Genomic DNA, 24,618 nt, shown 5'->3' with positions numbered 1-24,618 from the left:
CTCGACGCCTCCAGGTCGCATGAATTGGCGGTGGACATCCAAAGTGACCCGGTTTCTGGGTCGGTCCGAGAGCGACCGTCGGAGCTGGTTCGGACGGGTCTCGATCCTGCTGATGGTCGCATCGATGCTGATCGGCGGCATCGCCTCGGAGTCGGGAGTGGCCGTTGCGGCCCTCTCCCAAGGGGACGACAGCGTGACCTCGCTGGCGGGTGCGGGCACGGCGACCGATCCCTATCAGATCACCACCGCCGCCGACCTGCAGGCGATGGCGGACGACCTCGACGCCCACTACGTGCTCGCGTCGGACGTGGACGCCTCCGAGACGGCGGCGTGGAACGGCGGGCGGGGGTTCGTCCCCGTTGGAACTGACACAGACCGGTTCCGCGGCTCGTTCGACGGCAACGGGTACACCATCTCCGGGCTGACGATCGACCGGCCGGCGACGGACAAGGTCGGGCTGTTCGGAGTCGTGGTTCACGCTGTCGTCGCCGACGTCAGGTTCGAGAACGCCTCGATCGTGGGTCGGAACGACGCGGGCACGCTCGTCGGCGAGGGCGAGATGTCGACCGTGACCGACGTCGCCGTCGCGGGAACGGTGACCGGCGCAGACAGGGTCGGTGGGGTCGTCGGGCACCTCGAGTCGTACAGCCAGGTTGTCGACACCTCGGCGGCGGTGACGGTCCGCGGTGAGGACCGCGTGGGTGGGCTCGTAGGGCGCGCCGGCGAGAGCAACCTGGTCCGGAACGCCTCGGCCTCTGGGTCCGTCACGGGCGAATTGAGTGTGGGCGGTCTCGTCGGCGCGAACTGGCGGGCGAGCGTGGTCATCGACGCCACGGCGACCGGCGACGTGACCGGCGTAGCCTCCGTGGGCGGCCTCGTCGGGGAGAACATCGGCAGTGGACAGCCGGCTACCGATATCGCGTTCAGAAACGCCGTCGTGATGCGCTCCTCGGCGACGGGCGACGTCACCGGTGGCAGGTTGGCAGGCGGGCTCGTGGGAGAGAACAGACAGGGCACAGTGATCGACTCCTCGGCAACGGGGGAAGTGGTGGCCACCCGTGACATTGCGAGAGCGGGCGGGCTCGTGGGGAACAGCTATAGTGGCCTCGTGACCGGGTCTGTGGCGACCGGGAGAGTCACCGCTCCCGGGAGCTCCGCGATAGCAGGTGGCCTCGTCGGAGAGCAGACGTACACCTCCGTGGTCCGGTCAGCCGCCACAGGGAGGGTCGCCGGCGGCAATAACGCTGGCGGTCTCGTCGGTAACAGCGCTGACCTGAGCCTAATCAGTCGCTCGTACGCAACCGGGCGCGTCACCGGCGACCTCGTGGCTGGTGGGCTTGCTGCGGGAAATCAAAATAGTTACATCTCCCGGTCGTACGCGACCGGGCCCGTCGTCAGTGCGCGCCTCGCGGGTGGACTCGTCGGGACCAATATCGCCGACAGCGACATCGCTGGCTCATACTGGGACGTAGAGACGAGCGGCCAGACCGTTGGCGTCGGGATAGAAGACGGGACGGGCAACGGGACCGGGCTGTCGATGGCGCGGATGACCGGTCCGGCCGCCCGCGACGGGATGGCCACCCTCGAATTCCCGGCCGAGTGGCGCGCGACGGAGACGTACCCGGTGCTCGCGTGGCAGGTCGACCGGGGGCCGGGGACCGTAGAAGGGGTTCTCGCTCAGGGCGACGGCGAAACTGCTGGCACTCCGCAGGAACCAGGCACGCCGACGGAGGACCCCGCCGGGACGGTCGATGACGCGCCCGCCGAACTGGTCGCGATGGCGGGGACGGGGACGCTCGCGGATCCCTACCGGATCACCGACGTCTCCGAGCTACAGGCGATGGCGGCCGACCTCTCAGCCCACTACGTGCTGGCCGGGGACATCGACGCCTCGGGGTTCACCCCGGTCGGGCCGTTCAGCGGGTCGCTCGACGGCGACGGCCACGTCGTCTCCAACCTGCAGGTCAGGGGGACAGGCGGGATCTTCACCGTGATCGACCGCCCGAGTGGTGGCCGCCCGGACCACCCGGGTGACGTGAGGGACCTCCGCCTCGAGAACGTGCAAGTCACCAGCGACAGTGTGGCGGGCGGCCTCGCGGGTGAAAACCTGGGCACGGTGACCGGGGTGACCGTGACAGGGTCCGTCGACGGGGTCAGGGGAGTGGGCGGTCTCGTCGGGATCAACAGAGGAACGGTGACCGACTCCGTCTCGTCGGCAGTCGTTCGCGGTGAGGAAAAAGTGGGCGGGCTCGTCGGGAGCAATACGGCACGTACAAGCGTCTTCTCTTCGGCCGGGCTGGTGACCGGCTCGACGGCAACGGGCGACGTGACCGGCGGCTCCGGCACCAGCGGCCGCGACGTGGGCGGGCTCGTCGGGGATAACTTCAATGGCAACGTGGTCGACTCGACCGCCACCGGCGATGTCGACAGCGGCGGGATCGGCGTCGGCGGGCTCGTCGGCAGACACCTATCCGGCGTAGTGATCGGCTCCGTCGCGACGGGCGACGTCGCTGGCCCCGACCAGGTTGGTGGCCTCGTTGGCGTGAGCGAGCGAGGTCCCGTACTCGATTCCGCGGCGAAGGGGAACGGGGCTGGCGCCACCCAGGTCGGCGGGCTCGTCGGGTTCCTCGAGTACAGCGTGCTCGCCGGCTCGACCGCGACCGGGAACGTGACGGGTACGACCGAAGTTGGCGGCCTCGTCGGGTGGAACTTCGAGTCCACGACGTCCAGGTCGTACGCGCGGGGCTCGGTAGACGGTTCCGCTCGGGTAGGCGGTCTTGTCGGGCAGCTGTTAGGTGGGACCGTCCACGGATCCTACGCGGCGGGGCCCGTCCTCAACCGTGGCGGCGGCGGGCTCGTCGGTCAGTCCAGTGTTGGTACGGTGGCCGGCTCCTACTGGGACCGCGAGACGACGACGCGATCCGGCTCGTCAGGCGGGGGGACGAGATTGACCACGGCCCAGATGACCGGCGACGCACCTCGCGAGCACATGCGGGGGTTCGACGTCCCAGCGGACTGGTACCTGACCGACTCGTACCCGGTGCTCGCCTGGGAGGACGCCGGGCCCTTCTTCACGGTGACCGTCGCCGAGACGACGGCGTCCATCGTGGCGGAAGAAACGCTCGCTGTCGCAGTGAACGTGACTAACTACGGCGCGCGCGGCGCCCAGTCTGTCACGCTGACGGACACCGATTTCACCGGGGGCCACCAGGACGCGGTCCGGGTCACGCTCGACCCCGGCGAGAGTACGTCCGTGACGCTCTCCTGGACGCCGCGGCGGGCCGACGGCGGTGTGACGGGCGTAATCACCGTCGGCTCCGCGAACGACACCGCCCCGCTCAACGTGACTGTCTCGGAGGCCACCACGCAACCTCCGACCGGTGAGCCCCCGACCACCGGTGACGGCCCCGGGTTCGGACTCCTCGTCGCGGTGCTGGCGGTCGGACTGGCGGTGCTACTCGGGCGACATCTGCGGAAATAACTACATCTATTGGTTTTGTTATCATTCGGGGGGTCTTACCCATTGACCTCGGGGCTCGCTGGAACAAGAGATATTAATTGGTACAAAAAGGGAAAATTGGCAGAAAATACTCACTTGAATAGCGATTGATTCGGCCGCTATCACTGGTTTAGAAGGGCGAAGTCGAGGAATTCGAGCCACTCCGAGATGGAGTGGCGGTCTCGTAGGTGCCAAAAGAACTGGTAGGCGTGGTAGTAGCGAACGCAATGATACTGCTGCCGAGGAGTGCGAAATTGATGGGTAGCACCGCGGCGTAGGGAGCTCCCACCGTACCGAGCGCACCGATGAACGCTGTGACGGGGTCGTACCCGGGTGTTAGGACACCAGGGACCACGACAATCAGTTGCGCTCGAAGCTGGGATGGAAATAGCTACGTTCAGCGGGACGCTCACTGCTCGATGCGTCCGAGACAGACACGACATCTCAGTAGCAGTGGCTACGTTTCGGTCGTCCCTACACCCCATGTTATTCTGTCCCACAGCCGCTCGTACCCGTAATAGGTCCCAGTCTTGATAAGATTAGACAGAATTCCAATACTGAGAGCGTCACCAGTATTCTCTGTAAACAAGAACGCGACAGCAATAGTTATCAGAACCATCAGGATCCGATACAGCAGCGTTTTGGCGAGCACTCGCGAGAGACGCTGATGCGGTGATCGCGTCGTCATTGACTGTACTATCACGATCAGTCTATTGAGCCATGTCATCTGAGGTACCTGAATTGGTTTTTTCCCACGGGATGGGGTGAATGGATCACAAGATCTGACTTCGCCGTATCGAACAGACCACTGACCCTGGTGGGTGTACGTCCGAACTTTACAGCTCGTAGTTTGCATTCACCCTGACCGAGCTAATCTCTAGCAGCCGGCGAACATCCATAAGGTATGCACGCAGACGCGAATCTCGGTCAGCGTCGGGCTCCGACGCCGAGTAGCGCACAGTGAGTGTCCCTTCAGACTGGTCGTACTCGACAGTGATATCCCGGAGTCCGTGGGTCGTCGCCAGACCGGCCGCACGATTTTCGATCCCGTCGATTCGGTCCAGTACCTCGATCTCGTATTCGAGTGCGATGCCCGCGAGTGGATGGTTGAAATCGACGGTCACCGTCTCCTCGGAAACATCCTCGACGACCCCCCGGCGTCCACCGAGGTCGACGGTCGTTCCGGGTTCGCGGTTTTCGGGTGCGACTGCCTCACTGGAGACTGTCGCGGTGTTCCCTGGATCGGCAGTCCCGAACGCATCCGCTGGCTCGACGGTCACCTTCAGGTGCTCGCCGATGTCGGCGTCACGGATCGCAGCTTCGAGTGGTTCGAAGAGGTGTCCCTCACCCGGAACGACGATGATCGGACCAGACGCCTCCACATCGGCGAGATCACTCTCCGCTGCCGCATCTGACTCTGTCGTGTCGATGATCCGTCCATTCTCTGTGCGTGCAACGTACTTGATTTTGAGGTACTGCCGTTCCTCCGGAGTGGTTGCTGTGTCCATCATTCAAGTGCGAGGTTCATCGGCTTGAAGCTCATGCTATCTTTGCTCTCGCTTTCACCAAGCCGTCGAATCCGACCTTTGCCGTACTTGTAGCCGGGATTGGGATTCGCGGGGTCGAGATACGCTGGGTTGATATCGTTGTTCACCTGATCGGGATACAGCCAGTAGGCGTATGCGAGACCCTCGGGAACGGGCTGGCCCTGGGCCGCGTCATCCTCGTCGACGACGTAGGCAACAGCGGTGAAACCTCCGCTGGTGTTCTCCCCATTCAGATTGAATATTGTCTCGTTGACAATTTCGACAAGGTCGCCGGCTTCAATGCCGTGTTTGGCGGCATCGTTGGGATGTAACTGGAGGATGTTCTGCTCGAATCGTTTCTGGACGTATTCGAGTCGTTGGTGGGTGTACATGTTCTGCCACAGGTGCTGGAGTCGACCGTTCGTAATCCAGAGTTCGTCGTCACCCGGACTGAGTTCCTCGTAAACGTCACCGATTGTGAGTCCAGCGTCGGGATCGACGACCCGGTCCCAGTCGACACGCTGGAAAATAGCCTCTCCCGTGCTGGTGTGGAACCGATGGTCTAAGACCTCCCGCTCGTCTTCGGGAGCGTGGATACGCGGTATCCCTTGAACGTCCCCGTCTTCTTCGTAGGTTGGCAACTGGACACCCTGATCCACGTCGGCCATATATTCAGCCGGCGTCATGCCCTGCGCCTCAGCGGCGTCGGTGATCCCCTGGAGAGAGTGTTCGCCGCCGGCACCGGAATGCTCAGTGCAGATTTCGTTGAAAATCTCTCGGGAGTTTTCCCAGTCCATATCGTCGGCACCGAGGCGCTGGCCCATCATCGCAAAGATCTCCCAGTCCTCTTTCGCCCCGGCAGGCCCCTGCATGAAGCCCTGATACTGCCGGAACCGACGTTCACCGTTCCAGCGGTGGTAATCGCCACCCTCACCAGACTCGACAGCCCTGGCTGGTAGGACGATATCGGCAAACTGCGTCGTCGTGTTGGGGTACAACTCCTGGTGGGTGAGAACCATTCCACCCTGTTCGATCCGTTCGCGGAACGCCCGTTCGATCTCGTCGATTTCGGCGGATTGGGGCTGGGGCCCACTCGTACGCTCGCGGAGTGTATTGCGGAGGTCCTGTGTCTCGTAGGAGTGGCGGGCCGGATCGTTGCCGATGACGTGCCAGTGCTGGATCTCACCGTTCCTGACGCGTTCGACAGTGTTCGGAGCGATCGGAACGTCCTCGACGCGCTCGCCATCGAAGGTCTGCGTCGAGCGTTCGGCGATAACGTCGCCCTCGGCCCCATTGGTCCAGAAGCCTTCTTGATGTCCGCCGCCACGGGTAATCCCGGTCCCCGGCCGACCGACGCTTCCAGTGAGCAGTGTCAGATTCGCCATCGCACCGGTGTTCTCGTGGGACCAGCCCCAGATGAGTCCCTTCTCCAGCATAAACAGCGTCTTGGTCTCGTCTGCGTCGGGCTGGGCGATTAGCTCTGCTGCCGTTTTAATATCCGCTGCTGGCACACCGGTTGTCTCGGCTGCGTTCTCCGGCGCATATCGTGGATCGTCCAGCAGGTCGAAGTATTCCTCGGGGGTGACACCGAGTTCTTTTTGATACCATCCCTCTTCGTCGATCGTCTCGCGGTTGTCCATCACCCACTGCTCGATGAATTCCTCGTTATGCCAGCCCTGGTCGACGATGTGGCGGGCAATGGAGTTGAGCAGGATCGGATCCGTCGCTTCGTTGACCTGCAGATGGAGGCCGCCATTGTTCTCGGCGTAGTTCGCAGTGAACTTCCGTCGTGGATCGATGTAGACGATGTCGGGGTCACCCTCCTCGTCAATATACTTGCTGAAGATAACATCCTGATTCTCTTTGGGATCGACACCTGCTAGAACGAGTGTGTCTGCCTCGGCAGCGTCCTCGTAGGCATAGGACCACTCCGAGAGGCCCGCATTGACCATCCCGGGACATTCCGGGGTCAGTGCTGGACGATTGTGCCCGCCCCAGTTGGGTGAACCGATCACGTCGTAACAGAGTTTGGTCCCGGAATATGTGTTTTCGACGAACTGGTAGAAATATAGCTTCTGCCCGTAGCCGTTGGGATTCTGGCCGTTTTCTGTCGCAATCTCGGTCGCGCGGGCCCACGCTTCGATGGCGGTCTCCCAGTCGACGGGGACGAGATCGCCACCGATCCGGATCCGGGGTTTCGTGAGCCGATCGTCGTAGTCCTCGTTGTTCGGTGAATACAGCGACTGGGCCTGCGTTCCACCGCGAATCGAGTGCGACCCCTCGTTGACTGGATACTCCGTATCAGGAACAAATAGGACGTGATACTCCTGGCCGTTCTCTTTGATTATCTCGTGCATGTTCGGCGAGACCCACTCGCCGTATCCCGCAGGGTACTCGAGATCCAGGGCGTTCTCATCGGGCGCTGGGCCGCCTTCTTCGCCGACAGGCCACTTGTACACTTCGTAGCCACAGCCGACGATGCAGTATCGACACGATCGTGCGCTCTGTTCAGCATCCGTTGGAGGAATGGGTACCTCGTTTTTCCAGGGATTGTCTGCCATTGTTATTCCTCCGCACTGATTAGGTCGCCATCTTGCAAGTTGTGCCGCTGTCCGTAGACGAGGCCGTCGATGCCGGTCGCGTATATCTCACCGTCTTCGACCTCGAGTCGGATCTGTGGGAGATCCGTCGTCGCCGCACCGCTGACGACTAGCCCACCCTTCGAGAGATCGAAGGTGGTGTAGTGGCAGGGACAGGGGCCGGCCATCTCCTGGTCTGGTTTCACCTGCTCCGAGACGCCACAGCCCATGTGGGTGCAGAGACTGCTGTAGGCGACGATGCTCTCCTCTTCACCGACACCGCCCCACGCTTGTCCGTCGATGCGAGTCAGGAAGTTACTCTTGCCGTCGAGCGGGTAGTCGAATGTCTGTACGTCTCCTGCCGACAGGTCGTCGACAGTGCCGACCTGGATACGCGGATATTTCTCGACGTTGTCGGCCCGTGTCGTCGGGGCGTCGTCGGGTTGACTCCCGTCATCGTCGTCGTCCCCATCCCCGAAAATCGAGCTACATCCCGCGAGCGCACTCCCGGTTGCAGCGGCTGCTGTCGCGAGAAACGATCGTCGGCGTAGATCCTGTTCTGTCATCTCGATTCCCCTCCCCGAAGTTGTTGCCTGTCTGTGTAGTCGAGACCCATATCTACATATTGCAATATGGGGATACAAATAATTATTCCTTATAGATACTGGGCAGAACAAATAATTTCCCACAAACGAATTAATTGGTTGCGTGCGTTCAGTCAGCGACCAGCAGTTCGTCAGCAAAATTATCTTCGACGAGTTCGACGAGCTGTTCGGCCACTGGTGTCGGTTCGTAGTACCGCCAGCGACCGTCTTTCGTTCTCGTCACGAGCCCGGTTTTCCGGAGTCGATTCAGCGACTGGCTCACAGTGCTCTGTCCAACGTCGAGATGGGGTTCCAGTTCGCATCCACAGATCGGTTCGTCGGCCGCGATGAGATACGTGAGAATTCGGTAGCGCGTCTCGTTGCTCACTGTCGAAAAGAGTTCGATCTGGTCGGCGACAGACTGACGCGAAAGTCGTTCGATATTCGCCTCCTGAAGGACAAACTCACATTCGTTCGATGGGTCCGCTTCGGACTCCGGGTCTGACATTACCGAAAGATTGTGCCAGTAGATTATAATGGTTGTGCGACTCAAACCAAGGATTACCGCCATAACCACGGTAAGAACTGCAGGCACGGATTCAACGACAGTTGACACATCTGAGTCCAGAGGCTGACGGGTTTATACAAACGGACAAGGACACTGTTCGAAACCATACTCGATTTTAATTCCCCTCGCACTCAACTCCCCAGTATGGGACGACTAGTCGAACACGACGCCACCGGGCCGCGCAAACTCGACGAATCGGACATCGATCCAGAAAAGGGAGATATCGCAGTCTGTCAGTGTGGGCTGTCCGCAGAGTACCCTTTCTGTGACGGCACACACAGACAGACCAGCGACGAAGAGGATGATACCTGCTACCGATATGCCAGAGAGGATGGGCAACTCCAGCGGCGCGAAGTTGATCACGTTGAATACACTGACGACTGAAGACGGAACCCCGAAACCGACTCCCAATGTATCTTCGACTGGGACTGTTGTCGATCCACGGCACAGCGTGAAAGGAATTCAAAGACGGCGCCGTATCCTCTCCCGACTGCACTCTTGCCCGCTTGCGCGGACTGCGCTGCTCGTCGAGGAAAGGGGCTTCGCGCCAGCAATCAGCTACCTTACTCTCCGAGCCAGACGTCGTCGATCCGCAGACTGCCGCGTGTCCCGTCCCACTCGGTTTCGTAGTCGAATTCGATCGGTCGGGACATGTGCGGGCCATCAGTAACGAGTGTCTCGAACTCGCCGCCCTCACCGAGCAGGTGGACACCGTACTCCTCGTGGAGTTCGTAGAGGTCGGCAATCGCGTCGGCGTCGAGTGTTCGACCGAGCCAGGATTCGTCGAGCCCGCCAGCAGCGACTCTGATAATTTTGATCTCGAACCCCGCAGCGAGCATCTCCGCGGCGATCTCTCGGGGATCACGCTGCCATAGCGGTGCGAACGTGTCGATCCCGAGTCGCTCGCACATGGCCTCGACACGGTCGTTTTGATACTCGCTTTCGACCGCGCCGACTGTGACACCGGCGAGCCCGTTTTCGAACTCAGCATCGAGTTCACGGAGGGCCGCTTCGAGGGGTTCGACTTCTTTGTCGCCCTGCTCGCCCGCGTCCACATCTCGCTGCTCTGCCCCGAACGCTTCAGGGTAGACGTCGACGAGTTCGATCCCGATACTCTCTGCAGCCAGCGAGGCGAGTTCGGTGGCTGGTACGTGATACATGTACGAGTCGCCGTCGGGGTGGACAGTAAGTAGTCGCTCGACGGATAAGCCCTCCTGGAGTGCGCGGTACAGCGCCCAGGAGGAATCTTTCCCCCCGGAGAAGAGACTGACCCACGCGCCGGTTTCGTTCATACGTACTGTATTTAACTGCGGAGTAAACAACTGCCGATTCCGGCTGTCTTCGGCAAGCGGGGAGACGCCCAGTCTATTTTGTCACGGTGATCGTGACCGCACCACAGGAGCACTCGTAGGCGCGACGCGTTCCGGCCTCTGTCTGGTAAACCAGCATACAGTCTGACTCCTGGAGTGTTCGGTTACAGCCGGCGTTTTCACAGGTACTTGCGAGGTTTTCGAGCATATCTACTGATAGAACCAAAGGACGTATCAATGCGAGCCACCCCCGGAGTGAAAGTGAAAGTAAACCTCAGTAAAAACACGTAAAGGATATGCCGACGGCGGACGCGCTCGGTAATATGCTCGATGAGTGGCAGGCCATCACACTCGACGGATCCGAGTCTTATTCGGTCTCGGTTCCGGGCCGACCGATCTCGGTTGCGGGTGCCGAGGCGGTCAGGTATACGACTTCCTTCGACGACCCTCGCGGGGCCGAGGACGACATCGCCGTCCTGGAGTTGCGGGGACTGTACGCCCACAGCGAAATCGAGGTGAGCGGGGACCGGCTCGATGGCACCGGGCCGATCGAACACGATAGCTACTTTCGTCCGCTGCGGATCCCGTTCGAACCGGACGAGACGAACGACATCGAGGTTACCTGTCGAGTCCCAGAGGACCGGTTCGGGGGGATACACGACACAAGCATGGTGCCCGAGTCGCTTTCCGTCCCGGGCATCTGGTGGGGCGTCTCCTTGGAATCACACTCACTGCCGTTCATCGACTCGATCGATGCGGAACCCGAACTCACAGATGAGGGAGCCGAACTGCATCTCCGGACGACAGTCGTCACAGATGGCGCGATCGACGAGCGGATCACCTACTCGCTCCGGCCGGCTGGTGATCTCCAGACCAGGGGGATGATGGAACGGGCGAACGTCTCGACAGATGAGGCCGGGAAAACCGTCGTCGAGCACACGATCGACGTCCACGATCCCGCGCTGTGGTGGCCCCGCGATATGGGTGAGCAGAACCGCTACGAACTGACTGCCAAACTACACGGGACCGAATACAGCATTACGACCGGTATCTGTAACACCCATTTCGCTGACGGCCAGCTACACGTAAACGGCAAGCCAGTCCCGGTCAGAGGAATAAATCTACTGACGGCCGACGAGACCGACATCGACCGTGCGCTGGATCTGAATGCCAACCTCGTGCGCGCTCACGCGCACGTACTCCCAGACGAACTCTACGAGGAATGCAACGAGGCGGGTATACTCGTCTGGCAGGATCTCCCGCTGACAGGCCCTGGAGACTTCGACAGCGAACGCGGGAAGACTGTTGCACGGGAGATTTCCAGACAGTACGGACGCAATCCGTGTCTTGCAGTGTACGGTGTCCACGACGATCCACTCGATATCGCGGGTGAGGGACTGGGGAGTGGGTTTCTGGACAGACTCAGGCTACGCTGGCGGGCCTGGCAGAGCAGCTACGACGACGGCCCGGCGACCAGCGTCGCCGGGGAGTTACCGGAAACACGGTCTGTGTTCCCCGTTATCGGTGGTCCAGGTATCGCTGGCGACGCGGCATCGTACTACCCAGGCTGGGACTACGGCGAGGCAGCCGATATCGGTACCCTGCTCGACCGATATCCCGCGGCTGTCGTCGCCGAGTTCGGTGTCGGTGCGCTGCCGGACGGCGTTGACGAGGATCTCTCCCGCGCGGCTGGCTTCGACCGGCGGAAACACGACCGCCACGTCTCGGGCGGCGTCGACGACTCCCAGCAGTACCAGGCAACTGTCCTGCGGCGCATCATCGAACGGCTCAGACGGGGCCGAACCGGTGCGATCGCGTTTGCACTCCGGGACACAGACACTGCAGGGATGGGGGTGTTCGGAGCGGACGGCTCGAAAAAGACCGCCGCAGATGTCGTGACAGATGCGTTCCAGCCGATCCAGGCGTTTCTCGAAACGCCGTCCGAGAGCAGGAGCGAACTCGTCGTGGTCAACGACACCGCGCGCGGACGAACTGTCACTGTCGAGTGGGAGGCTGGTGACTCGGAGGGATCGGCTGAACTCACCGTGGATGCAGCTGGCCGGTCGCCGGCAGGACCGATCGAGATACCCTCCGGGACCGAAACCGTGACGCTCACAGTCCATGTCGGGGAACAGACAGTACAGAATCAGTACGACCGCTGAGATCGTGAGTATGCGATGCAGGGACACAGTGTTAGTCGACCGGAATGTTTAAATCCAATCCGACAGATGTACTAGATACCAGAACGCGTGCGGCGTTTCGGTAGCACAGGCATACGCCCAACATGACAGGGAACTTTAGTTCTCGACCACAGCAGATACCGACGATTAGTGCTACTGATACCCGCACCGGTTATGGCATAGAGGTTCAACCATGGCAGACTCGATAGACGACTCGAAAAACATCGAAGTGACAGACGAAGAGCTAGAAAATAAATCAAAAGGCGAGCTCATCAAGCTCGCCGGCAAGCTGCGCGACCGGCGCAACGAACTCAACCAGATGGCCTCGGAGCGGGCATCCAGCCGCGACGACCTGAACGCGAAAACCCGCGAGAAGGTCGACGAGGCCCAGGAACACCGTGAGAAACGCGACGAGCTCAACGAGCAGGTCCAGGAGCACAAGGAGAAACGAAACGAGCTCAACGCCGAAGCGAACGAGCTGTTCGACAAAGTCGAGAATCTGAAAGACGACGCGAAGATCGACGAAGGCAAAGATATCGAAGAGCTCGAAAGCGAGATCGAGGATCTCGAGTTCAAACAGCAGACCGAAGTGCTCGAAACCGAAGACGAGCGCGAACTCATCGAGAAAATCGAGGAGAAACGGGAGAAACTCTCCGAGAAAAAGGAGAAACTCGACCAGAACGAGGAACTCGACGATCTCGAAGAAGAGGCCGAAGAGGTACGCGCCGAAGCCTCGAAACACCACCAGAAGGTGACGGAACTCGCAGACGAGGCCCAGAAACACCACAACGAGATGATCGAGGCCTACCGCGAGGCCGACGAGATCCGTGACGAGGCCGACGAGATGCACGAGAAGTTCGTCGAGGCCCAGGAAGCGGCCGACCAGCACCACGAGGACTTCGTCCGTGTCCAGAAGCGCCTGCGCGAACTGGACAAGAAAGAGGAAGAACAGGAGCGCGAACAGCGCGAGGAAAAACAGGAAGCCGCACGCGAGGAAGCCGAGGAAATCTACCAGCAGTTCAAGGAAGGCGAGACCCTCGACACCGAGGATCTGATGAAACTGCAGAAGACGGGTCTTCTCTAGACGGCCGGTTTGTTTCGTTTTTTGTTGCGATACCTCGGAGACCGATAGCTACTGGATCGGCAGCGCTGCGATATCGATCTGATCGCGTCTGCCGTCGAGAAGGGTGAACTGTGCTTCACGGCGACGTTCCAACCAGTAAAGCAGTCGCTCGGCCCAGACCAGTTTCTTCGCTTTCTCGGCACCGACACTCTCATCCTCGAAATCCCACCCCGGGAAGATCAGTTCGGCGGCATCCAGCGTATCTGCCAGAAACGCCGCCCGGTCGCCGTCGGTGAACCCACCGAAGTTGTGAACAGGTCCCACTGGTTGTGCCTGCGTCGTCGGGATTACCGCGGTGTGGTCGAAGTCTGGAACGGAGGATTCGATGGCAGCCACGTTGTCGCCGTGAGCGTGGATCGCAACCGGTGTTCCACCATCGGCCAACTTCTGTGCAGTCTCCGGCGTCTTGTCCAGATCAGTAACCATACAGTCGACCGAAATATCTGCTTCGAGAACTGTGTCGGCAGCAACCGAGGCAGCGACGACAGCGTCGGCTGCGCGGACCACATCCAGTTCGTCGACGAGTGAGTCAGCACCGCCAGCGATTGCGACGGTCTGTCCGTCGAAATCGAGACTGGCGGGATCGAACAGTGGCCCGGTGATGATGTCAGCGAGACGATCCCGGGATTGTTCGTCACCCGCTCGACTGTAGCCGAAGTCGGTAAGTATCCGTTCGTAGACTGGTTCCCACTCCTCGAAGTTCATGTCTCTGCCGTGGTGACGGACAGCAATACCTCTTTTCGATGATGGGTTCCATATAAACCGAGTTAAGCCGAAATGGCACACCGAACTGCCCCTGCCCGAGTATGCCCTTTCGGCCGTCACCAGTTTATTCAGACTCTTTGGGTATAAGTTTTCTTACCGCGAATCGGGTACGGCAATCGAGAAAGCCCGGCTTAATACGGTATTCCTATCGAGATAATCATGTAATTTTTGCAGTCGGTCGATCGAGCCCGCGACCAGAGCTGGGTCGGTGTCGGTGACCAGCAGATCACAGGCTGTCGCGGCCTCGATCAGTTCGCGCCGCTGGCTCTCGGTGAGTCCCGCCAGTTCGAAAACACGCGAGACACCGCCGGTCGGATCAGTCTCGCTGTCGCCGACCCGGTCGAGGTGGCGTCGTAACTCTGCGGTCGTTCTGACATCGAGCTGCTGGATTTCGATCTCTCCACGCTGGTCGCGAACCCGTTCCGGCGTGAAGGCGTCGCCGATCAGCGCAGCGTCGCGGGTTTCGGCGACGTCGTGAGTTCGGATGACGTGTGCCCCGCGTTCGATGGCCATCGATGTCGCAGCAAGAGAGACTGCGAGGGCATCCTCTGTCTCTCTCCCTGCGAGTTGCCGGAGGAAGTTTTTCCGGTTGATCGAGACGAGAATAGGCTGGCCGTAGCCACGGAACTCCCGGAGCCGCCGGAACGTCTCGCGGTCGTCCTCGACGGTCTTCTCCTCGCTCCAGCCACCGAAAGCCGGATCGACGATCGTCTTGTCGGTGAGGCCGTTCATGCTCAGTGCCTCGTAGATATCGTCGACGTCTTCGATCGCACCCGGTCGTTCGAGATCCGGTGGGCTGGCCATCTTGCCGACCGCGACGTCGTACTCCCGGCAGACACGGGGCATCTCGGGATCTGCGAAGCCACAGATATCGTTGACCATATCGTAGCCGCGCTTGAGTGCTTCCTCGGCGACTTCGTGGTATCGGGTTTCGATCGAGAACACCGCGTCACCGCTGACACTCTGGATCGTCTCGATGGCCGTGTCGAGACGGTCGAGTTCTTCCTCCGCAGAGAGGACTTCGAAACGTTTGTTCGCGGATTCGAGGCCGACGTCGACGATGTCGGCACCCTGCTCTACGAGTTCGGAGTCGACGTAGGCGGCGGCCTCGCCCGGGTCGTCGAACACGGAGGGTTTGTAGGGCGACTCCTGACTAATGTTCAGGACACCCATGATCCGCGTCGGCTGCTCGTCACCGATCTTCAGTCCGGCTGCATCGACTGTTCGCATACAGTCGTGTTGGCTTTGAAACTGTTAAGCCGGTCGGTTCGAACCGCTCGATCAGTCAGGAGTGCCGTACCAGGCCCACAGCGCGAGAATTACCACAATCGCACCACAGAGAAATGCAATCCCCCCGACCAACGCCGGATCGATGGTTGCTGTCGATTCTGTCGAAGCACTGACTGCCTCCTCCGGGAGCACCGTCACGTTACCACCATCGGTAATCAGTACTGGATCTGTCTGGTTCCCATCGATGACGAACTCGACACCGTCCGTTTCGTTGCCCGAGCCAGTGGTATTCGCATCCGCGGTCGACTGCGGACCGATATCGCCTGTATTCGAGCCGACTTCTTCGGTACCCTCCTCACCCATCTCACGCGTCTCGACTTCCACCTGTTCAGGGTCGCCAGCCGCTGCTCCGGAAGACGGGTCGGATCCTCGCTGTACGGTCTGGCGCGCAGCCCAACCGGCGAGCACACTCGTCGGGACGAGAAAACTCGCCAGCCCGAGCATCCTGTTCAAAATCGATCGGAAGGTGGACTGTTTGTCTCGCCCCGCGTACAACACGAGCGACTCGTCGTCGGGCGCATAGACCTGCATCTCAGACCCTCGTTCGGAGTACCAGGTGTCGACGACACTGACGAGTTCGGCATCCTGCAGTTTTTCGAGGTGGTACTGGACGTTCTGGACAGACGTATCGGTCACCTCGGCGAGATCAGACGCCGTCTGTGGCTCCTCGTGCAGTGAGAGGAAGATCTTGCGCGTCGTGGTCGCGGCCAGCGTCTCGAACACCTCGTCTGCGGTCTCCTCGTCGAGGTCGACCAACCGGGGTTCCCGCGACTCGTCGGGGCGAACTGTATCTCGTAACGGAAAGATACTGCTCATCGTACCTCGACATACACCACTCGGTTAAAAAACGATATCCTAGACACAAATGGCTATTTTAGCCATCGATAGCGGTCGAAACTGCTCTTCGATCACGATTTCAGTCAGCTGCAGCTCGGTTTGTGACGATTACAGTCGTGAGCTGCCCCCGGAAATACGTCAGCCGTCCGTCGGACACCGCGGTAGCTTTATTTTCGTTGAGATGTTCGGTACGAGCATGACGACAGCTACTGACGACGAGTCGCAAATGCTTGTCGACGTTTCGTTGCCCCCGTCCTTACTCGAAGAGATCGACCAGTACGCTCGGGTGCACGGCTACCCGACGCGGTCGGCAGTGGTGGCCAAGGCGCTCGAAGAGTAATCCGCCACGTTCAAGCGCCAGCGCCGTGAGCATATCCACATGACACGATCCGTCTGGCTCAAAGCAGACGACGAAGTGGGTAGCTGGGAAGATAGAAAACGCCGTATTACTGCTGGCCTGGAGGCCGGCGTCGACTGGGTTCTCGTCGACGAGGAAGACGTCGACCGCGTCCGTGAACTCGGTGCGGTCAACATCGCAGCCTTCGGCGGTGACGATGTCCACGTGATGGAGGCCGAAGACGACGAAACCACGGCGGATGCGACGATCATCGGGAAAGACGGCGAAGGGGACGGCACGGTCGATCTCCCGCCCGATTTCTCCGGCTCTGCCGATCTCTCTGCGATCCGTCAGGACGGTGACCAGCCGATGGGTGGCTACGTACGTATTCTCGACACCGAGTACGAAACCTTCGCCGAGGAAGTCGCTCGCGACGCCGAGTACACGATCATCATCGGCAGTGACTGGCAGATCATCCCGCTGGAGAATCTGATCGCACGCATCGGCGAGGAGACAGAACTCGTCGCCGGCGTCCAGACGGCCGAAGAAGCCCAGACTGCCTACGAGACGCTCGAAATCGGAGCCGACGCGGTGTTGCTCGACACGGACGACCCCGACGAGATCCGCAGAACTGTCGAGGTGCGCGACGAGGCCGAGCGGGAAACACTGGATCTCCAGTGGGCCGAAGTCACGGCAATAGAACAGACTGGCTCCGCCGACCGTGTCTGTATCGATACGGGCTCGCTGATGGATCACGACGAAGGGATGCTCATCGGCTCGATGTCCCGTGGACTCTTTTTCGTCCACGCGGAGACCGCAGAATCACCCTACGTCGCATCGCGCCCCTTCCGGGTCAACGCCGGCGCAGTCCACGCCTACGTCCGATCGCCCGGCGGCGAAACGAAGTACCTCTCCGAACTGCAAAGCGGTGACGAGGTCCAGATAGTCGACACGAACGGCAAGACCCGCGAAGCGATCGTCGGGCGGGCCAAAATCGAGAAACGCCCGATGTTCCGGGTTCAGGCCGAAACAGCAGACGGTGACCGGATCGAGACATTGATCCAGAACGCCGAGACGATCAAAGTTCACACGAGCAACGGTCGGAAGGCGGTCACTGATCTCGAAGAAGGCGACGAACTGCTCGTCTACTACGAGGACACTGCCCGGCACTTCGGCGAGGCTGTCGAAGAGAGTATCATCGAGAAGTAAGCGACGGAGCGGACTTCTCTGGTGATTACCAGGATTCGCGCATCGTCTGTGCATTTTCTCTGGCGACCGAGTAATTCTGGTCGGTTCTGACACTGGCGATCACGTTCGCTTCACGGAAGAAAATATAGTATGCGCCAGATCTGTAGCGGTAGCCCTCGTCTCCGATCTCTTCCGGTATCAGCTCCCGGCTATCGGGCATCTTGTCGATCCGGGTTTCGAACCCACTCTTGGCACCCGCCACTGAATCGAACACCCAGACCTCGAAAGAGAGGGTGTGATTCTCGAGGACGTATGACCGTTCCCGATACGCCCCCGGTGTCGAAATCGCTGATTGATCCGTGTTGTCCCCCGTGTACACCCAGCCGTACGGGTCGAAATCTTCACCCGGGAGAAGTTCTGACGGTGACCCCTCGACGAACTCGACGTCATCCTCGGTTTCTTCGGTCTCCGACTCGGTCGCGTTTTGCGGTTCGGGGTCCGGCTCCTCGTCGGGCGTTTCCGACTCCGGCTCGTCGTCGGAATCCGACCCATCACTCTCATCGTCACCCGAACTATTACAACCGGCGATGGCAGTAATGGACACGGTAGTCGCGGAAATAATGTATTCTCGCCGATTCATACATATATACTCAAAATAGATACAGATATAATTTTCCCCTACCTATATTTATTCCAGAAAAAGTTCTGTTTAATAACATTCTACTGACGAGTTGCCAACAATTGGTTACAGCCAGTACTGTGCAACAACCGCTCGAACCTGCACAGCCTGGCTAGAAATCCGGAAGATCGTCGGGGGCTTCGTACTCGGTTTCCCAGTCGATGTACTCCTCTTTGAGGACTTCACAGACGCGTTGGCCGAGTTCCGTCAGCGACGCATTGATGCTCGATACCGTTCCCCAGGATTCGATGTCGGGGTGGTACTCCCGTTCTTTCCAGTTTTCCGGGATGCCCGGGGCGTGGTAGCCGACGCGGTCGGCGTGTGAATCCCAGAAGAAATCGAACCGCTGGATCAAATCGAGATCCATCGCGATCTCGAAACTCTCCTCGGTCAGATCCGTCTCGGTCGCCCACTCCGAGAAGGCCGTCTCCCAGGCACCCTCGTTCAGGTAGGTTTCCAGTTCGTCACGGCGGTAATCCGTCTCGCCGATGATCTCGGCGTCCTCGTACTCGTTGGGGTTCATCTCCTCCAGTTCGGGTGGGTCAGGGAGCTCGACGTCAAGACTCATATCCCCACAATCGGCTGCCACGGTGATAAGTGTGAAGAGAGCGGGGAAGCGCAGCCCCCAGACTACCGCACCGAGTCGAGTATCATCCGTTCTTCGATGCGTTTGGCCTCGTGCTGGACGTCTCGCACGGCGTCGATGTTCGCACTGATGGACGTGACGCCTTTCTCGACGAGATACTGGACCATATCCGGATCGGAGCCTGCCTGTCCGCAGATACTCGTGTCGACGTCGTATTCCCGACACTGCTCGATGGTTCTGCCGATCAGATCCAGCACCGCTGGGTGGGTCGCATCGTACCGGTCTGCGACCCGTTCGTTGTTTCTGTCGACTGCGAGTGTGTACTGGGTGAGATCGTTCGTCCCGAAACTCGCGAAGTCGATCCCCGCCTCGGCCATCTCCTCGACACCGAGCGCGGCAGCAGGCGTTTCGATCATCACGCCCCAGGAGCGTTTTTCTGTATCGATCCCGACCTCCTCCATCAGTGCCTTCGCCTGGAGGACATCCTCCTTGTCGTTGACCAGCGGGACCATCAGTTCGACGTTGTCGTACCCCATATCGTACAGCTTCCGGAAGGCTTCGAGTTCGTGTCTGAACACGTCGGGGTTGTCGAGACTGCGCCTGATCCCCCGGTAGCCCAGCATCGGGTTGTGCTCGTCCGGTTCGTTTTCGCCACCCTCCATCTCACGGAACTCGTCGGTCGGCGCATCGAGTGTTCTGGCCCGCACTGGCCGTGGATAGAACTCCTCGGCGACACCTCGAACGCCCTCGACGATCTGGTTGACGTACGCCTCCGACCCTTCGTCTTCGATGTAGCGCTCGGGCGTCTTGCCAAGCGAGAGGATCATGTGCTCGATCCGGAGCAACCCGACACCGTCGGCGCCCGTCGCGGCTGCACGCTGGGCCGCGTTCGGAATCGAGACGTTGACTTTCACCCGCGTCGCGGTCATCGGTTTGACCGGCGTCTCCGGACGGACCTCCTCGACAGGATCGTATGTTTCGGCCTCTTCCTCGGCACCCGCCTCGACTGTCCCTTTCTCGCCGTCGATCGTTACGACAGTACCGTCTTCGAGTTCTTCGGTCGCGGACTCGGAGCCGACTACGGCTGGGACGCCGAGTTCCCGGGAGATGATCGCGGCGTGTGAGGTGGTTCCGCCCTCGTCCGTGATGATCCCCGCAGCCCGTTTCATCGCCGGCACCATATCCGGGGTCGTCATCTGCGTGACGATGATGTCACCCTCCGCGACCTTGTCGAGCTGGTCGAGTTTGTCGACGATTTTCACTGCGCCGGAAGCTTTCCCCGGGGTCGCGCCGAGCCCGGAGATGAGTACCTCGCCATCGTCGTCGGATTCGCCGGTGGCCTCGTTACTGGCCTGGGCAGCATCCTCGTCGATCGTCGTGATCGGTCTGGACTGGAGGAGATAGATATCTCCCTCGTAGATCGCCCACTCCACGTCCTGGGGCTCGCCGTAGTACTCCTCGATCATCTCACCGACGTCCCGGAGTTCGTCCAGTTCCTCCCTCGAGAGGACGGCTGCCGTCCGTTTTTTGTCCGGAACCTCACGCTCGACGGTCTCGCCGGTCTCAGGATCACGGATATGCATCACCTTCTTCTCGGCGATCGTCTTGTCCTGTACGTCGCCCGTGGTCCGATCGATCACGTAGTTGTCGGGCGTTACTGCTCCGGAGACGACAGCCTCGCCGAGTCCCCAGGCGGCCTCGATCGTGACGACTGGCGCGCCCGTCGACGGCTGACTCGTGAACATGACACCGCTTTTTTCGGCGTCGACCATCTGCTGGACGACCACCGCGATATCGACCAGCTCGTTTTCGAATCCCTGTTCTTTTCTGTAGTACAGCGCCCGCTGGGTGAACAGCGACGCCCAGCACTCCCGGACTCTGTCGACCAGATCCGGGCGGGTCACGTTCAGGAACGTCTCCTGTTGCCCGGCGAAGGAAGCGTCGGGCAGGTCTTCGGCCGTCGCGGAGGACCGGACCGCGACCGGCGGGCTGTCGTCGAGGTCGTCGTACGCACCGAGAATTTCGTCCCGGAGGTCGTCCGGAATCGGCGTCTCTTCGATGAGCTCCTGTGCGGCCTGTGCGGCATCCGATAGCGCTTTGGAGTCTTCAGTTTCGATGTCGACCAGTTCGAACAGCTCTTCGTCGATCCCTGTCTCCTCGATAAACCGCCGGTAGGTGCCCGCTGTCACGACGAATGCGGGTGGGACAGGGAGGTCAGCTGTCGTCATCTCCCCGAGCGATGCGGCCTTGCCGCCAACTGTCTCCAGGTCGTCAGCCCGGATTTCGTCCAGCCATAACACAGCCATGTACGTGGTTGTTGCAACTCCGAGCGTCCTAATGAAACTTCTGTCCTGTCTCGAATTCTGGAAAAATTATCAGATATTTACTCGGATTCGCTGTAACGATATTCCGATTGGTGTGCCCCGCTACACCTCGATAATTCCGTCGCCATCCTCTTCGGGTGGAAGTGAAATATCGGCATCGAGAACGGTCAGGGCAGTGCCACCGACTGTCGGTTGCTCGGAAACGGTCGTTTCGATTCGCCCGGGCCGATCGATGAATCGGCCAGTCTCGAAAGTGATCCGTTCACGGTCGCCGTCGAAGGCACTCCACCGGGCACACTGGGCGCTACAGGCGGCGGCTCCGACACCGCTTGCCGGCCGCTCGTTGCCTGCGGCATCGGGGTCGAAGACCCGTGCGTGAACGTCGGTATCCGGTTCGAGCGTATCGAATGTAAAGGCGAACAGCCGTGAGCAGTCTTCAGATTCCAGTAGCGACGCCAGTGCACCGACGTCCGGGGATGCCGAGGAGAGATGTTCGAGGAAGTTGACAGGGACTGAAACGGTCCCGCCGAAGGCATCCGTCTTTGCGGCTGGCAGATCGGCTCCGACATCGTCGAGTGTTGCGACGTCGACACCGACCGCTGCGGCGATTTTTTCGGTCTCTACCGTGACTGGTTCGGGTGTCTCGTGGGGAACGTCGACGCTCACGCTGCCGTCGTCTGCGAGATCGACGAGAAATGGGTCGGAGGGAGCAGATTGCACACCATCGACGACCAGCTCGTGTGTCCCCGATGCGATCGAGCCACGGTTGGAGAGTGCTGCGTAGCCCCCGACAGCAGCGGTGATGACTGCCTGCGTCCCGTCACGATCCCTGTACGTGAGTGTCCCGTCGTCGTCGGTCACGACACCACTCGTCGAGAGTTCGCTCGCGATCGCGTCCAGCTGGTTGTCCGGAAGGGAGGCGTCTGGGACGACCGCGACCGGCCGGCCACCGGTCGGCTCCTCGGCGAAGACATCCACCAGTAACACCTGACGGCGTTCCATACCCACTCCTGTGTTGCCTGCCGAATGAAGCTGTCGACTCCCCGTCTGATTGTCCTCGAAACGCGGCCTGGCACAACTCCCACACTGGAGCAGAATACTTTAGCCCAGTGGCGTACAATCCGGTCACAATGGATCGGGGAGACGCCGAGAATTTCAGTCGGATGGGATCACTCGGAATCGAAGAAGAGTTCTTTGTCGTCGACGAACGCGGTCGCCCGACCGCAGGAACGGACACGCTCGTCTACGAGTCGACCCCGCCGGAGATTCTCGACGGTCGTCTCGACCACGAACTGTTCAAATGCGTCATCGAGACACAGACACCCCTGATAGAAGACGAGGCGGACGCCCGAGACAATCTGTTCGCGGTGCGCAACGCGCTCGTCGAACACGCGGACACTCACGGCTACGGGATCGCGGCTGCTGGACTGCATCCGCTAGCTCGCTGGCGTGAACTCGAACACGCCGAGAAACCGCGGTATCGCTCGCAGCTCGACCGCATCCAGTACCCACAGCACCGGAACACGACTGCTGGCCTCCACATCCACGTCGGTGTCGACGACGCGGACAAGGCCGTGTGGGTCGCAAACGAGGTCCGCTGGTATCTCGCCCCGCTGCTCGCGCTCTCGGCGAACTCGCCGTACTGGAACGGGTTCGACACCGGACTGCAGTCCGCTCGCGCGAAGATCTTCGAGGCACTGCCGAACACGGGTGTACCGACGCTGTTCGACTCCTACGAGGACTTCGACCGGTTCGAGCGCCAGATGCTCGAAACCGATTCGATCGACGACAGGGGCGAACTCTGGTACGACGTCCGGCCCCACTCCGCACACGGCACTGTCGAGGTACGTGCACCGGACGGCCAGGCCGACCCGGAGCGCGTTCTCGCCTTCGTCGAGTATATCCACGCGCTGGTGATCGATCTCTGTGAACGCTACGAGGACGACGAAACGGGCTATCACCACCGCCGTGAGATACTCGACGAGAACAAGTGGCGCGCGATCCGGCACGGACAGGATGCGGAGTTCATCAAACAGGATCGGTCGGGAACGATCGGAATCGAGGAGTTCGTCGATTCCGAGACAGATCGACTCGACCTCCCAGTGTTACGGGAGTTACTCGACGCGGAAAGTGGTGCACAGAAACAGCGGCGGTTGCGGACCAATCAGGGCCAGGATGCGCTCTGTGACGCACTGTTGCTCGAACGTGTCGAGTAGATACCCCGTACCACCAGAGCTAGCTCGAAGCCTCTTCTGCCATCGAACTGTTCAGTCCGTGAACTCTGTCGAGTGCGGTCCCTGCGTGTGAGATGAGCAACTCGACTAGCTGGATGTCCTCGTCGGCGAAGGTGGTGGTCTCCCCGGTAAACGCGAGCAGGACAACCGCGGAGTCGTGGTGTGCTGTCACGAGCATCGAGAGCAGTCGATCCTCTCTCTCGGCGACTTCTTTGTCCCTGATCTCGACTGTGGCCCGGTCCTGTTCGGTCGAATTGGCGGCGACAGCACCCAGTCGCTCCTCGTCGACGGTTACGATCGTACTGTTGACGACCGTCTGCTCCGCTCCGTCGATCACCACGAACCCGGTCTCGGTCAGCCCCAGCAAGGTTTGTAGCCCCTCGATGCAGAGTGCGCTCACCTCCTCGATCGACCCGGCGCGGTTGAGTTCCCGGCCGTAGTTGTTGATATCTGCCGCCTTGCCGGCGAAGGTCCCGATCCGGTTGCGTTCGCGTTCGAGTTCCTGCTTGCGAGCGCGACCCCGCGCGTCGTACACCCCCACGAGCACGCCGACAACTGCGCCCACTGTCACCAGATTCATCACGACGTACTGCCCCTGTTCGAGTGTGTTCAGTGTGATCTGCTGGTTGAACAGAAGCAGTGCCCCGACAGCGGCAAACAGCACGGTGCTCCCGACACCCCAGCCGACGATCTGCCCGAGGAACGGTTCGTAGCGTAGCTGGGTCCCGAGCCAGTAACCGACGTAGACGAGCGAGAGCCCGATCAGCAGGAAGGGAACAGTGCCAAAGCCGAACGCGAGAAGCTGGTCGGGGGCCGAAAGCGGCCCCATATCCTGCAGCTGTTGTCGCCCCTGTATCAGCTGGATTCCGGTCAACACCACCCCCGCCGCCGCGAGCCCCACCCCGTAGATCTTTCGCGCCTCCATAGGATACACAACCTGAACCCCTCGTATTTAAATTACTCATTCGCTGATTAATTATAATATGTCTGATAATTTTGAGCTCGGTCG

The 24,618-nt window shown here is 60.5% G+C and carries 22 protein-coding genes; 7 read left to right on the top strand and 15 right to left on the bottom strand.

All coding sequences use genetic code 11. The features are described 5' to 3' along the window. Window positions 1-19 precede the first annotated feature (19 nt). Complete coding sequence (locus EOW68_RS00460; protein WP_128223211.1) at window positions 20-3,481, top strand: beta strand repeat-containing protein; 3,462 nt, start codon at window positions 20-22, stop codon at window positions 3,479-3,481. Between the two features lie 475 nt (window positions 3,482-3,956). Here EOW68_RS00460 and EOW68_RS00455 read toward each other — a convergent pair whose 3' ends face one another. From EOW68_RS00455 to EOW68_RS00435, 5 genes are all read right to left on the bottom strand, one after another. Then, window positions 3,957-4,187, bottom strand: a complete 231-nt coding sequence (locus tag EOW68_RS00455) for a DUF2061 domain-containing protein (protein ID WP_128223210.1) — start codon at window positions 4,185-4,187, stop codon at window positions 3,957-3,959. Window positions 4,188-4,335: 148 nt separating this feature from the next. Then, window positions 4,336-5,007 (bottom strand): FKBP-type peptidyl-prolyl cis-trans isomerase, encoded by a 672-nt coding sequence (locus EOW68_RS00450; RefSeq protein WP_431358671.1) that lies wholly within the window; start codon window positions 5,005-5,007, stop codon window positions 4,336-4,338. After that, on the bottom strand, window positions 5,007-7,586 hold the full coding sequence (locus EOW68_RS00445; RefSeq protein ID WP_128223208.1) for an arsenate reductase (azurin) large subunit: 2,580 nt from the start codon (window positions 7,584-7,586) through the stop codon (window positions 5,007-5,009). The genes EOW68_RS00450 and EOW68_RS00445 overlap by 1 nt, the downstream gene beginning before the upstream one ends. A 2-nt stretch (window positions 7,587-7,588) precedes the next feature. Then, the gene (locus tag EOW68_RS00440) at window positions 7,589-8,170 is read right to left on the bottom strand and encodes an arsenate reductase (azurin) small subunit (protein ID WP_128223207.1); all 582 of its coding nucleotides are present in this window, start codon (window positions 8,168-8,170) and stop codon (window positions 7,589-7,591) included. A gap of 148 nt (window positions 8,171-8,318) precedes the next feature. Next, window positions 8,319-8,696 carry an ArsR/SmtB family transcription factor gene (locus tag EOW68_RS00435; protein ID WP_128223206.1) on the bottom strand — a complete coding sequence of 126 codons (378 nt, stop codon included), beginning with the start codon at window positions 8,694-8,696 and terminating at the stop codon, window positions 8,319-8,321. Between the two features lie 204 nt (window positions 8,697-8,900). Between EOW68_RS00435 and EOW68_RS00430 the strand changes: the two genes are divergently transcribed. Next, a complete protein-coding gene (locus EOW68_RS00430) occupies window positions 8,901-9,140 on the top strand; it encodes a CDGSH iron-sulfur domain-containing protein (protein WP_128223205.1) in 240 nt (79 codons plus the stop codon). 179 nt (window positions 9,141-9,319) lie between these two features. Here EOW68_RS00430 and EOW68_RS00425 read toward each other — a convergent pair whose 3' ends face one another. Both EOW68_RS00425 and EOW68_RS18345 read right to left on the bottom strand, forming a co-directional pair. Beyond that, window positions 9,320-10,048 (bottom strand): diphthine--ammonia ligase, encoded by a 729-nt coding sequence (locus EOW68_RS00425; protein WP_128223204.1) that lies wholly within the window; start codon window positions 10,046-10,048, stop codon window positions 9,320-9,322. A gap of 73 nt (window positions 10,049-10,121) precedes the next feature. Then, window positions 10,122-10,274: a hypothetical protein gene (locus EOW68_RS18345; protein ID WP_431358670.1), complete on the bottom strand. Its 153-nt coding sequence runs from the start codon at window positions 10,272-10,274 to the stop codon at window positions 10,122-10,124. An 88-nt stretch (window positions 10,275-10,362) separates the two neighbouring features. Here EOW68_RS18345 and EOW68_RS00420 point away from each other — a divergent pair, with 88 nt between their 5' ends. Together EOW68_RS00420 and EOW68_RS00415 are read left to right on the top strand one after the other, a co-directional pair. Continuing rightward, the gene (locus tag EOW68_RS00420) at window positions 10,363-12,228 is read left to right on the top strand and encodes a glycoside hydrolase family 2 protein (protein ID WP_431358669.1); all 1,866 of its coding nucleotides are present in this window, start codon (window positions 10,363-10,365) and stop codon (window positions 12,226-12,228) included. Window positions 12,229-12,439: 211 nt separating this feature from the next. Beyond that, a complete protein-coding gene (locus EOW68_RS00415; protein WP_128223203.1) occupies window positions 12,440-13,330 on the top strand; it encodes a coiled-coil protein in 891 nt (296 codons plus the stop codon). A gap of 48 nt (window positions 13,331-13,378) precedes the next feature. Here the strand turns inward: EOW68_RS00415 and EOW68_RS00410 are convergent, their stop codons facing one another. From EOW68_RS00410 to EOW68_RS00400, 3 genes are all read right to left on the bottom strand, one after another. Further along, the gene (locus EOW68_RS00410; RefSeq protein ID WP_128223202.1) at window positions 13,379-14,074 is read right to left on the bottom strand and encodes a 6-hydroxymethylpterin diphosphokinase MptE-like protein; all 696 of its coding nucleotides are present in this window, start codon (window positions 14,072-14,074) and stop codon (window positions 13,379-13,381) included. 153 nt (window positions 14,075-14,227) lie between these two features. Continuing rightward, on the bottom strand, window positions 14,228-15,364 hold the full coding sequence (gene folP / locus EOW68_RS00405) for a dihydropteroate synthase (protein WP_128223201.1): 1,137 nt from the start codon (window positions 15,362-15,364) through the stop codon (window positions 14,228-14,230). Window positions 15,365-15,415: 51 nt separating this feature from the next. Then, a complete protein-coding gene (locus EOW68_RS00400; protein WP_128223200.1) occupies window positions 15,416-16,240 on the bottom strand; it encodes an ArsR/SmtB family transcription factor in 825 nt (274 codons plus the stop codon). A gap of 217 nt (window positions 16,241-16,457) precedes the next feature. Here EOW68_RS00400 and EOW68_RS00395 point away from each other — a divergent pair, with 217 nt between their 5' ends. Both EOW68_RS00395 and EOW68_RS00390 read left to right on the top strand, forming a co-directional pair. Next, the gene (locus EOW68_RS00395) at window positions 16,458-16,601 is read left to right on the top strand and encodes a ribbon-helix-helix domain-containing protein (protein WP_128223199.1); all 144 of its coding nucleotides are present in this window, start codon (window positions 16,458-16,460) and stop codon (window positions 16,599-16,601) included. A gap of 39 nt (window positions 16,602-16,640) precedes the next feature. Continuing rightward, window positions 16,641-17,807: a 3-dehydroquinate synthase II gene (locus EOW68_RS00390; protein WP_128223198.1), complete on the top strand. Its 1,167-nt coding sequence runs from the start codon at window positions 16,641-16,643 to the stop codon at window positions 17,805-17,807. Window positions 17,808-17,832: 25 nt separating this feature from the next. On the opposite strand, the gene EOW68_RS00385 is transcribed toward EOW68_RS00390, so the two are convergent. From EOW68_RS00385 to EOW68_RS00370, 4 genes are all read right to left on the bottom strand, one after another. Beyond that, a complete protein-coding gene (locus EOW68_RS00385) occupies window positions 17,833-18,426 on the bottom strand; it encodes a hypothetical protein (RefSeq protein ID WP_128223197.1) in 594 nt (197 codons plus the stop codon). 151 nt (window positions 18,427-18,577) lie between these two features. Beyond that, complete coding sequence (locus EOW68_RS00380; RefSeq protein WP_128223196.1) at window positions 18,578-19,033, bottom strand: DUF7992 family protein; 456 nt, start codon at window positions 19,031-19,033, stop codon at window positions 18,578-18,580. Window positions 19,034-19,095: 62 nt separating this feature from the next. After that, complete coding sequence (gene ppsA / locus EOW68_RS00375; RefSeq protein WP_128223195.1) at window positions 19,096-21,357, bottom strand: phosphoenolpyruvate synthase; 2,262 nt, start codon at window positions 21,355-21,357, stop codon at window positions 19,096-19,098. Window positions 21,358-21,477: 120 nt separating this feature from the next. Beyond that, entirely contained in the window at window positions 21,478-22,377 is a 900-nt protein-coding gene (locus tag EOW68_RS00370; RefSeq protein ID WP_128223194.1) for a PhzF family phenazine biosynthesis protein, read from the bottom strand. A gap of 128 nt (window positions 22,378-22,505) precedes the next feature. On the opposite strand from EOW68_RS00370, the gene EOW68_RS00365 reads away from it, so the two are divergent. Further along, a complete protein-coding gene (locus EOW68_RS00365) occupies window positions 22,506-23,591 on the top strand; it encodes a glutamate--cysteine ligase (protein ID WP_128223193.1) in 1,086 nt (361 codons plus the stop codon). Between the two features lie 19 nt (window positions 23,592-23,610). Here the strand turns inward: EOW68_RS00365 and EOW68_RS00360 are convergent, their stop codons facing one another. Then, window positions 23,611-24,534, bottom strand: coding sequence for a hypothetical protein (locus EOW68_RS00360; protein ID WP_128223192.1), 924 nt, complete (start codon window positions 24,532-24,534; stop codon window positions 23,611-23,613). Window positions 24,535-24,618: the final 84 nt, after the last annotated feature.

This window comes from Halovenus amylolytica (assembly GCA_004015825.1).
GTDB classification, from domain to species: domain Archaea; phylum Halobacteriota; class Halobacteria; order Halobacteriales; family Haloarculaceae; genus Halovenus; species Halovenus amylolytica.
The sequence above is the reverse complement of the archived record's forward strand: the minus strand, read 5'-3'. Positions and strand labels throughout refer to the sequence as shown.

Bases quoted from the DNA above. Each gene is read 5' to 3' on its own strand.
- EOW68_RS00445 (WP_128223208.1), bottom strand. From the start codon at position 7,586: ATGGCAGACAATCCCTGGAAAAACGAGGTACCCATTCCTCCAACGGAT.
- EOW68_RS00380 (WP_128223196.1), bottom strand. From the start codon at position 19,033: ATGAGTCTTGACGTCGAGCTCCCTGACCCACCCGAACTGGAGGAGATG.
- EOW68_RS00435 (WP_128223206.1), bottom strand. From the start codon at position 8,696: ATGTCAGACCCGGAGTCCGAAGCGGACCCATCGAACGAATGTGAGTTT.
- EOW68_RS00385 (WP_128223197.1), bottom strand. From the start codon at position 18,426: ATGAATCGGCGAGAATACATTATTTCCGCGACTACCGTGTCCATTACT.
- EOW68_RS00425 (WP_128223204.1), bottom strand. From the start codon at position 10,048: ATGAACGAAACCGGCGCGTGGGTCAGTCTCTTCTCCGGGGGGAAAGAT.
- EOW68_RS00365 (WP_128223193.1), top strand. From the start codon at position 22,506: ATGGATCGGGGAGACGCCGAGAATTTCAGTCGGATGGGATCACTCGGA.
- EOW68_RS00415 (WP_128223203.1), top strand. From the start codon at position 12,440: ATGGCAGACTCGATAGACGACTCGAAAAACATCGAAGTGACAGACGAA.
- EOW68_RS00410 (WP_128223202.1), bottom strand. From the start codon at position 14,074: ATGAACTTCGAGGAGTGGGAACCAGTCTACGAACGGATACTTACCGAC.
- EOW68_RS00440 (WP_128223207.1), bottom strand. From the start codon at position 8,170: ATGACAGAACAGGATCTACGCCGACGATCGTTTCTCGCGACAGCAGCC.
- EOW68_RS00360 (WP_128223192.1), bottom strand. From the start codon at position 24,534: ATGGAGGCGCGAAAGATCTACGGGGTGGGGCTCGCGGCGGCGGGGGTG.
- EOW68_RS00420 (WP_431358669.1), top strand. From the start codon at position 10,363: ATGCCGACGGCGGACGCGCTCGGTAATATGCTCGATGAGTGGCAGGCC.
- EOW68_RS00395 (WP_128223199.1), top strand. From the start codon at position 16,458: ATGACGACAGCTACTGACGACGAGTCGCAAATGCTTGTCGACGTTTCG.
- ppsA (WP_128223195.1), bottom strand. From the start codon at position 21,357: ATGGCTGTGTTATGGCTGGACGAAATCCGGGCTGACGACCTGGAGACA.
- EOW68_RS18345 (WP_431358670.1), bottom strand. From the start codon at position 10,274: ATGCTCGAAAACCTCGCAAGTACCTGTGAAAACGCCGGCTGTAACCGA.
- folP (WP_128223201.1), bottom strand. From the start codon at position 15,364: ATGCGAACAGTCGATGCAGCCGGACTGAAGATCGGTGACGAGCAGCCG.
- EOW68_RS00430 (WP_128223205.1), top strand. From the start codon at position 8,901: ATGGGACGACTAGTCGAACACGACGCCACCGGGCCGCGCAAACTCGAC.
- EOW68_RS00370 (WP_128223194.1), bottom strand. From the start codon at position 22,377: ATGGAACGCCGTCAGGTGTTACTGGTGGATGTCTTCGCCGAGGAGCCG.
- EOW68_RS00460 (WP_128223211.1), top strand. From the start codon at position 20: ATGAATTGGCGGTGGACATCCAAAGTGACCCGGTTTCTGGGTCGGTCC.
- EOW68_RS00450 (WP_431358671.1), bottom strand. From the start codon at position 5,007: ATGGACACAGCAACCACTCCGGAGGAACGGCAGTACCTCAAAATCAAG.
- EOW68_RS00390 (WP_128223198.1), top strand. From the start codon at position 16,641: ATGACACGATCCGTCTGGCTCAAAGCAGACGACGAAGTGGGTAGCTGG.
- EOW68_RS00400 (WP_128223200.1), bottom strand. From the start codon at position 16,240: ATGAGCAGTATCTTTCCGTTACGAGATACAGTTCGCCCCGACGAGTCG.
- EOW68_RS00455 (WP_128223210.1), bottom strand. From the start codon at position 4,187: ATGACGACGCGATCACCGCATCAGCGTCTCTCGCGAGTGCTCGCCAAA.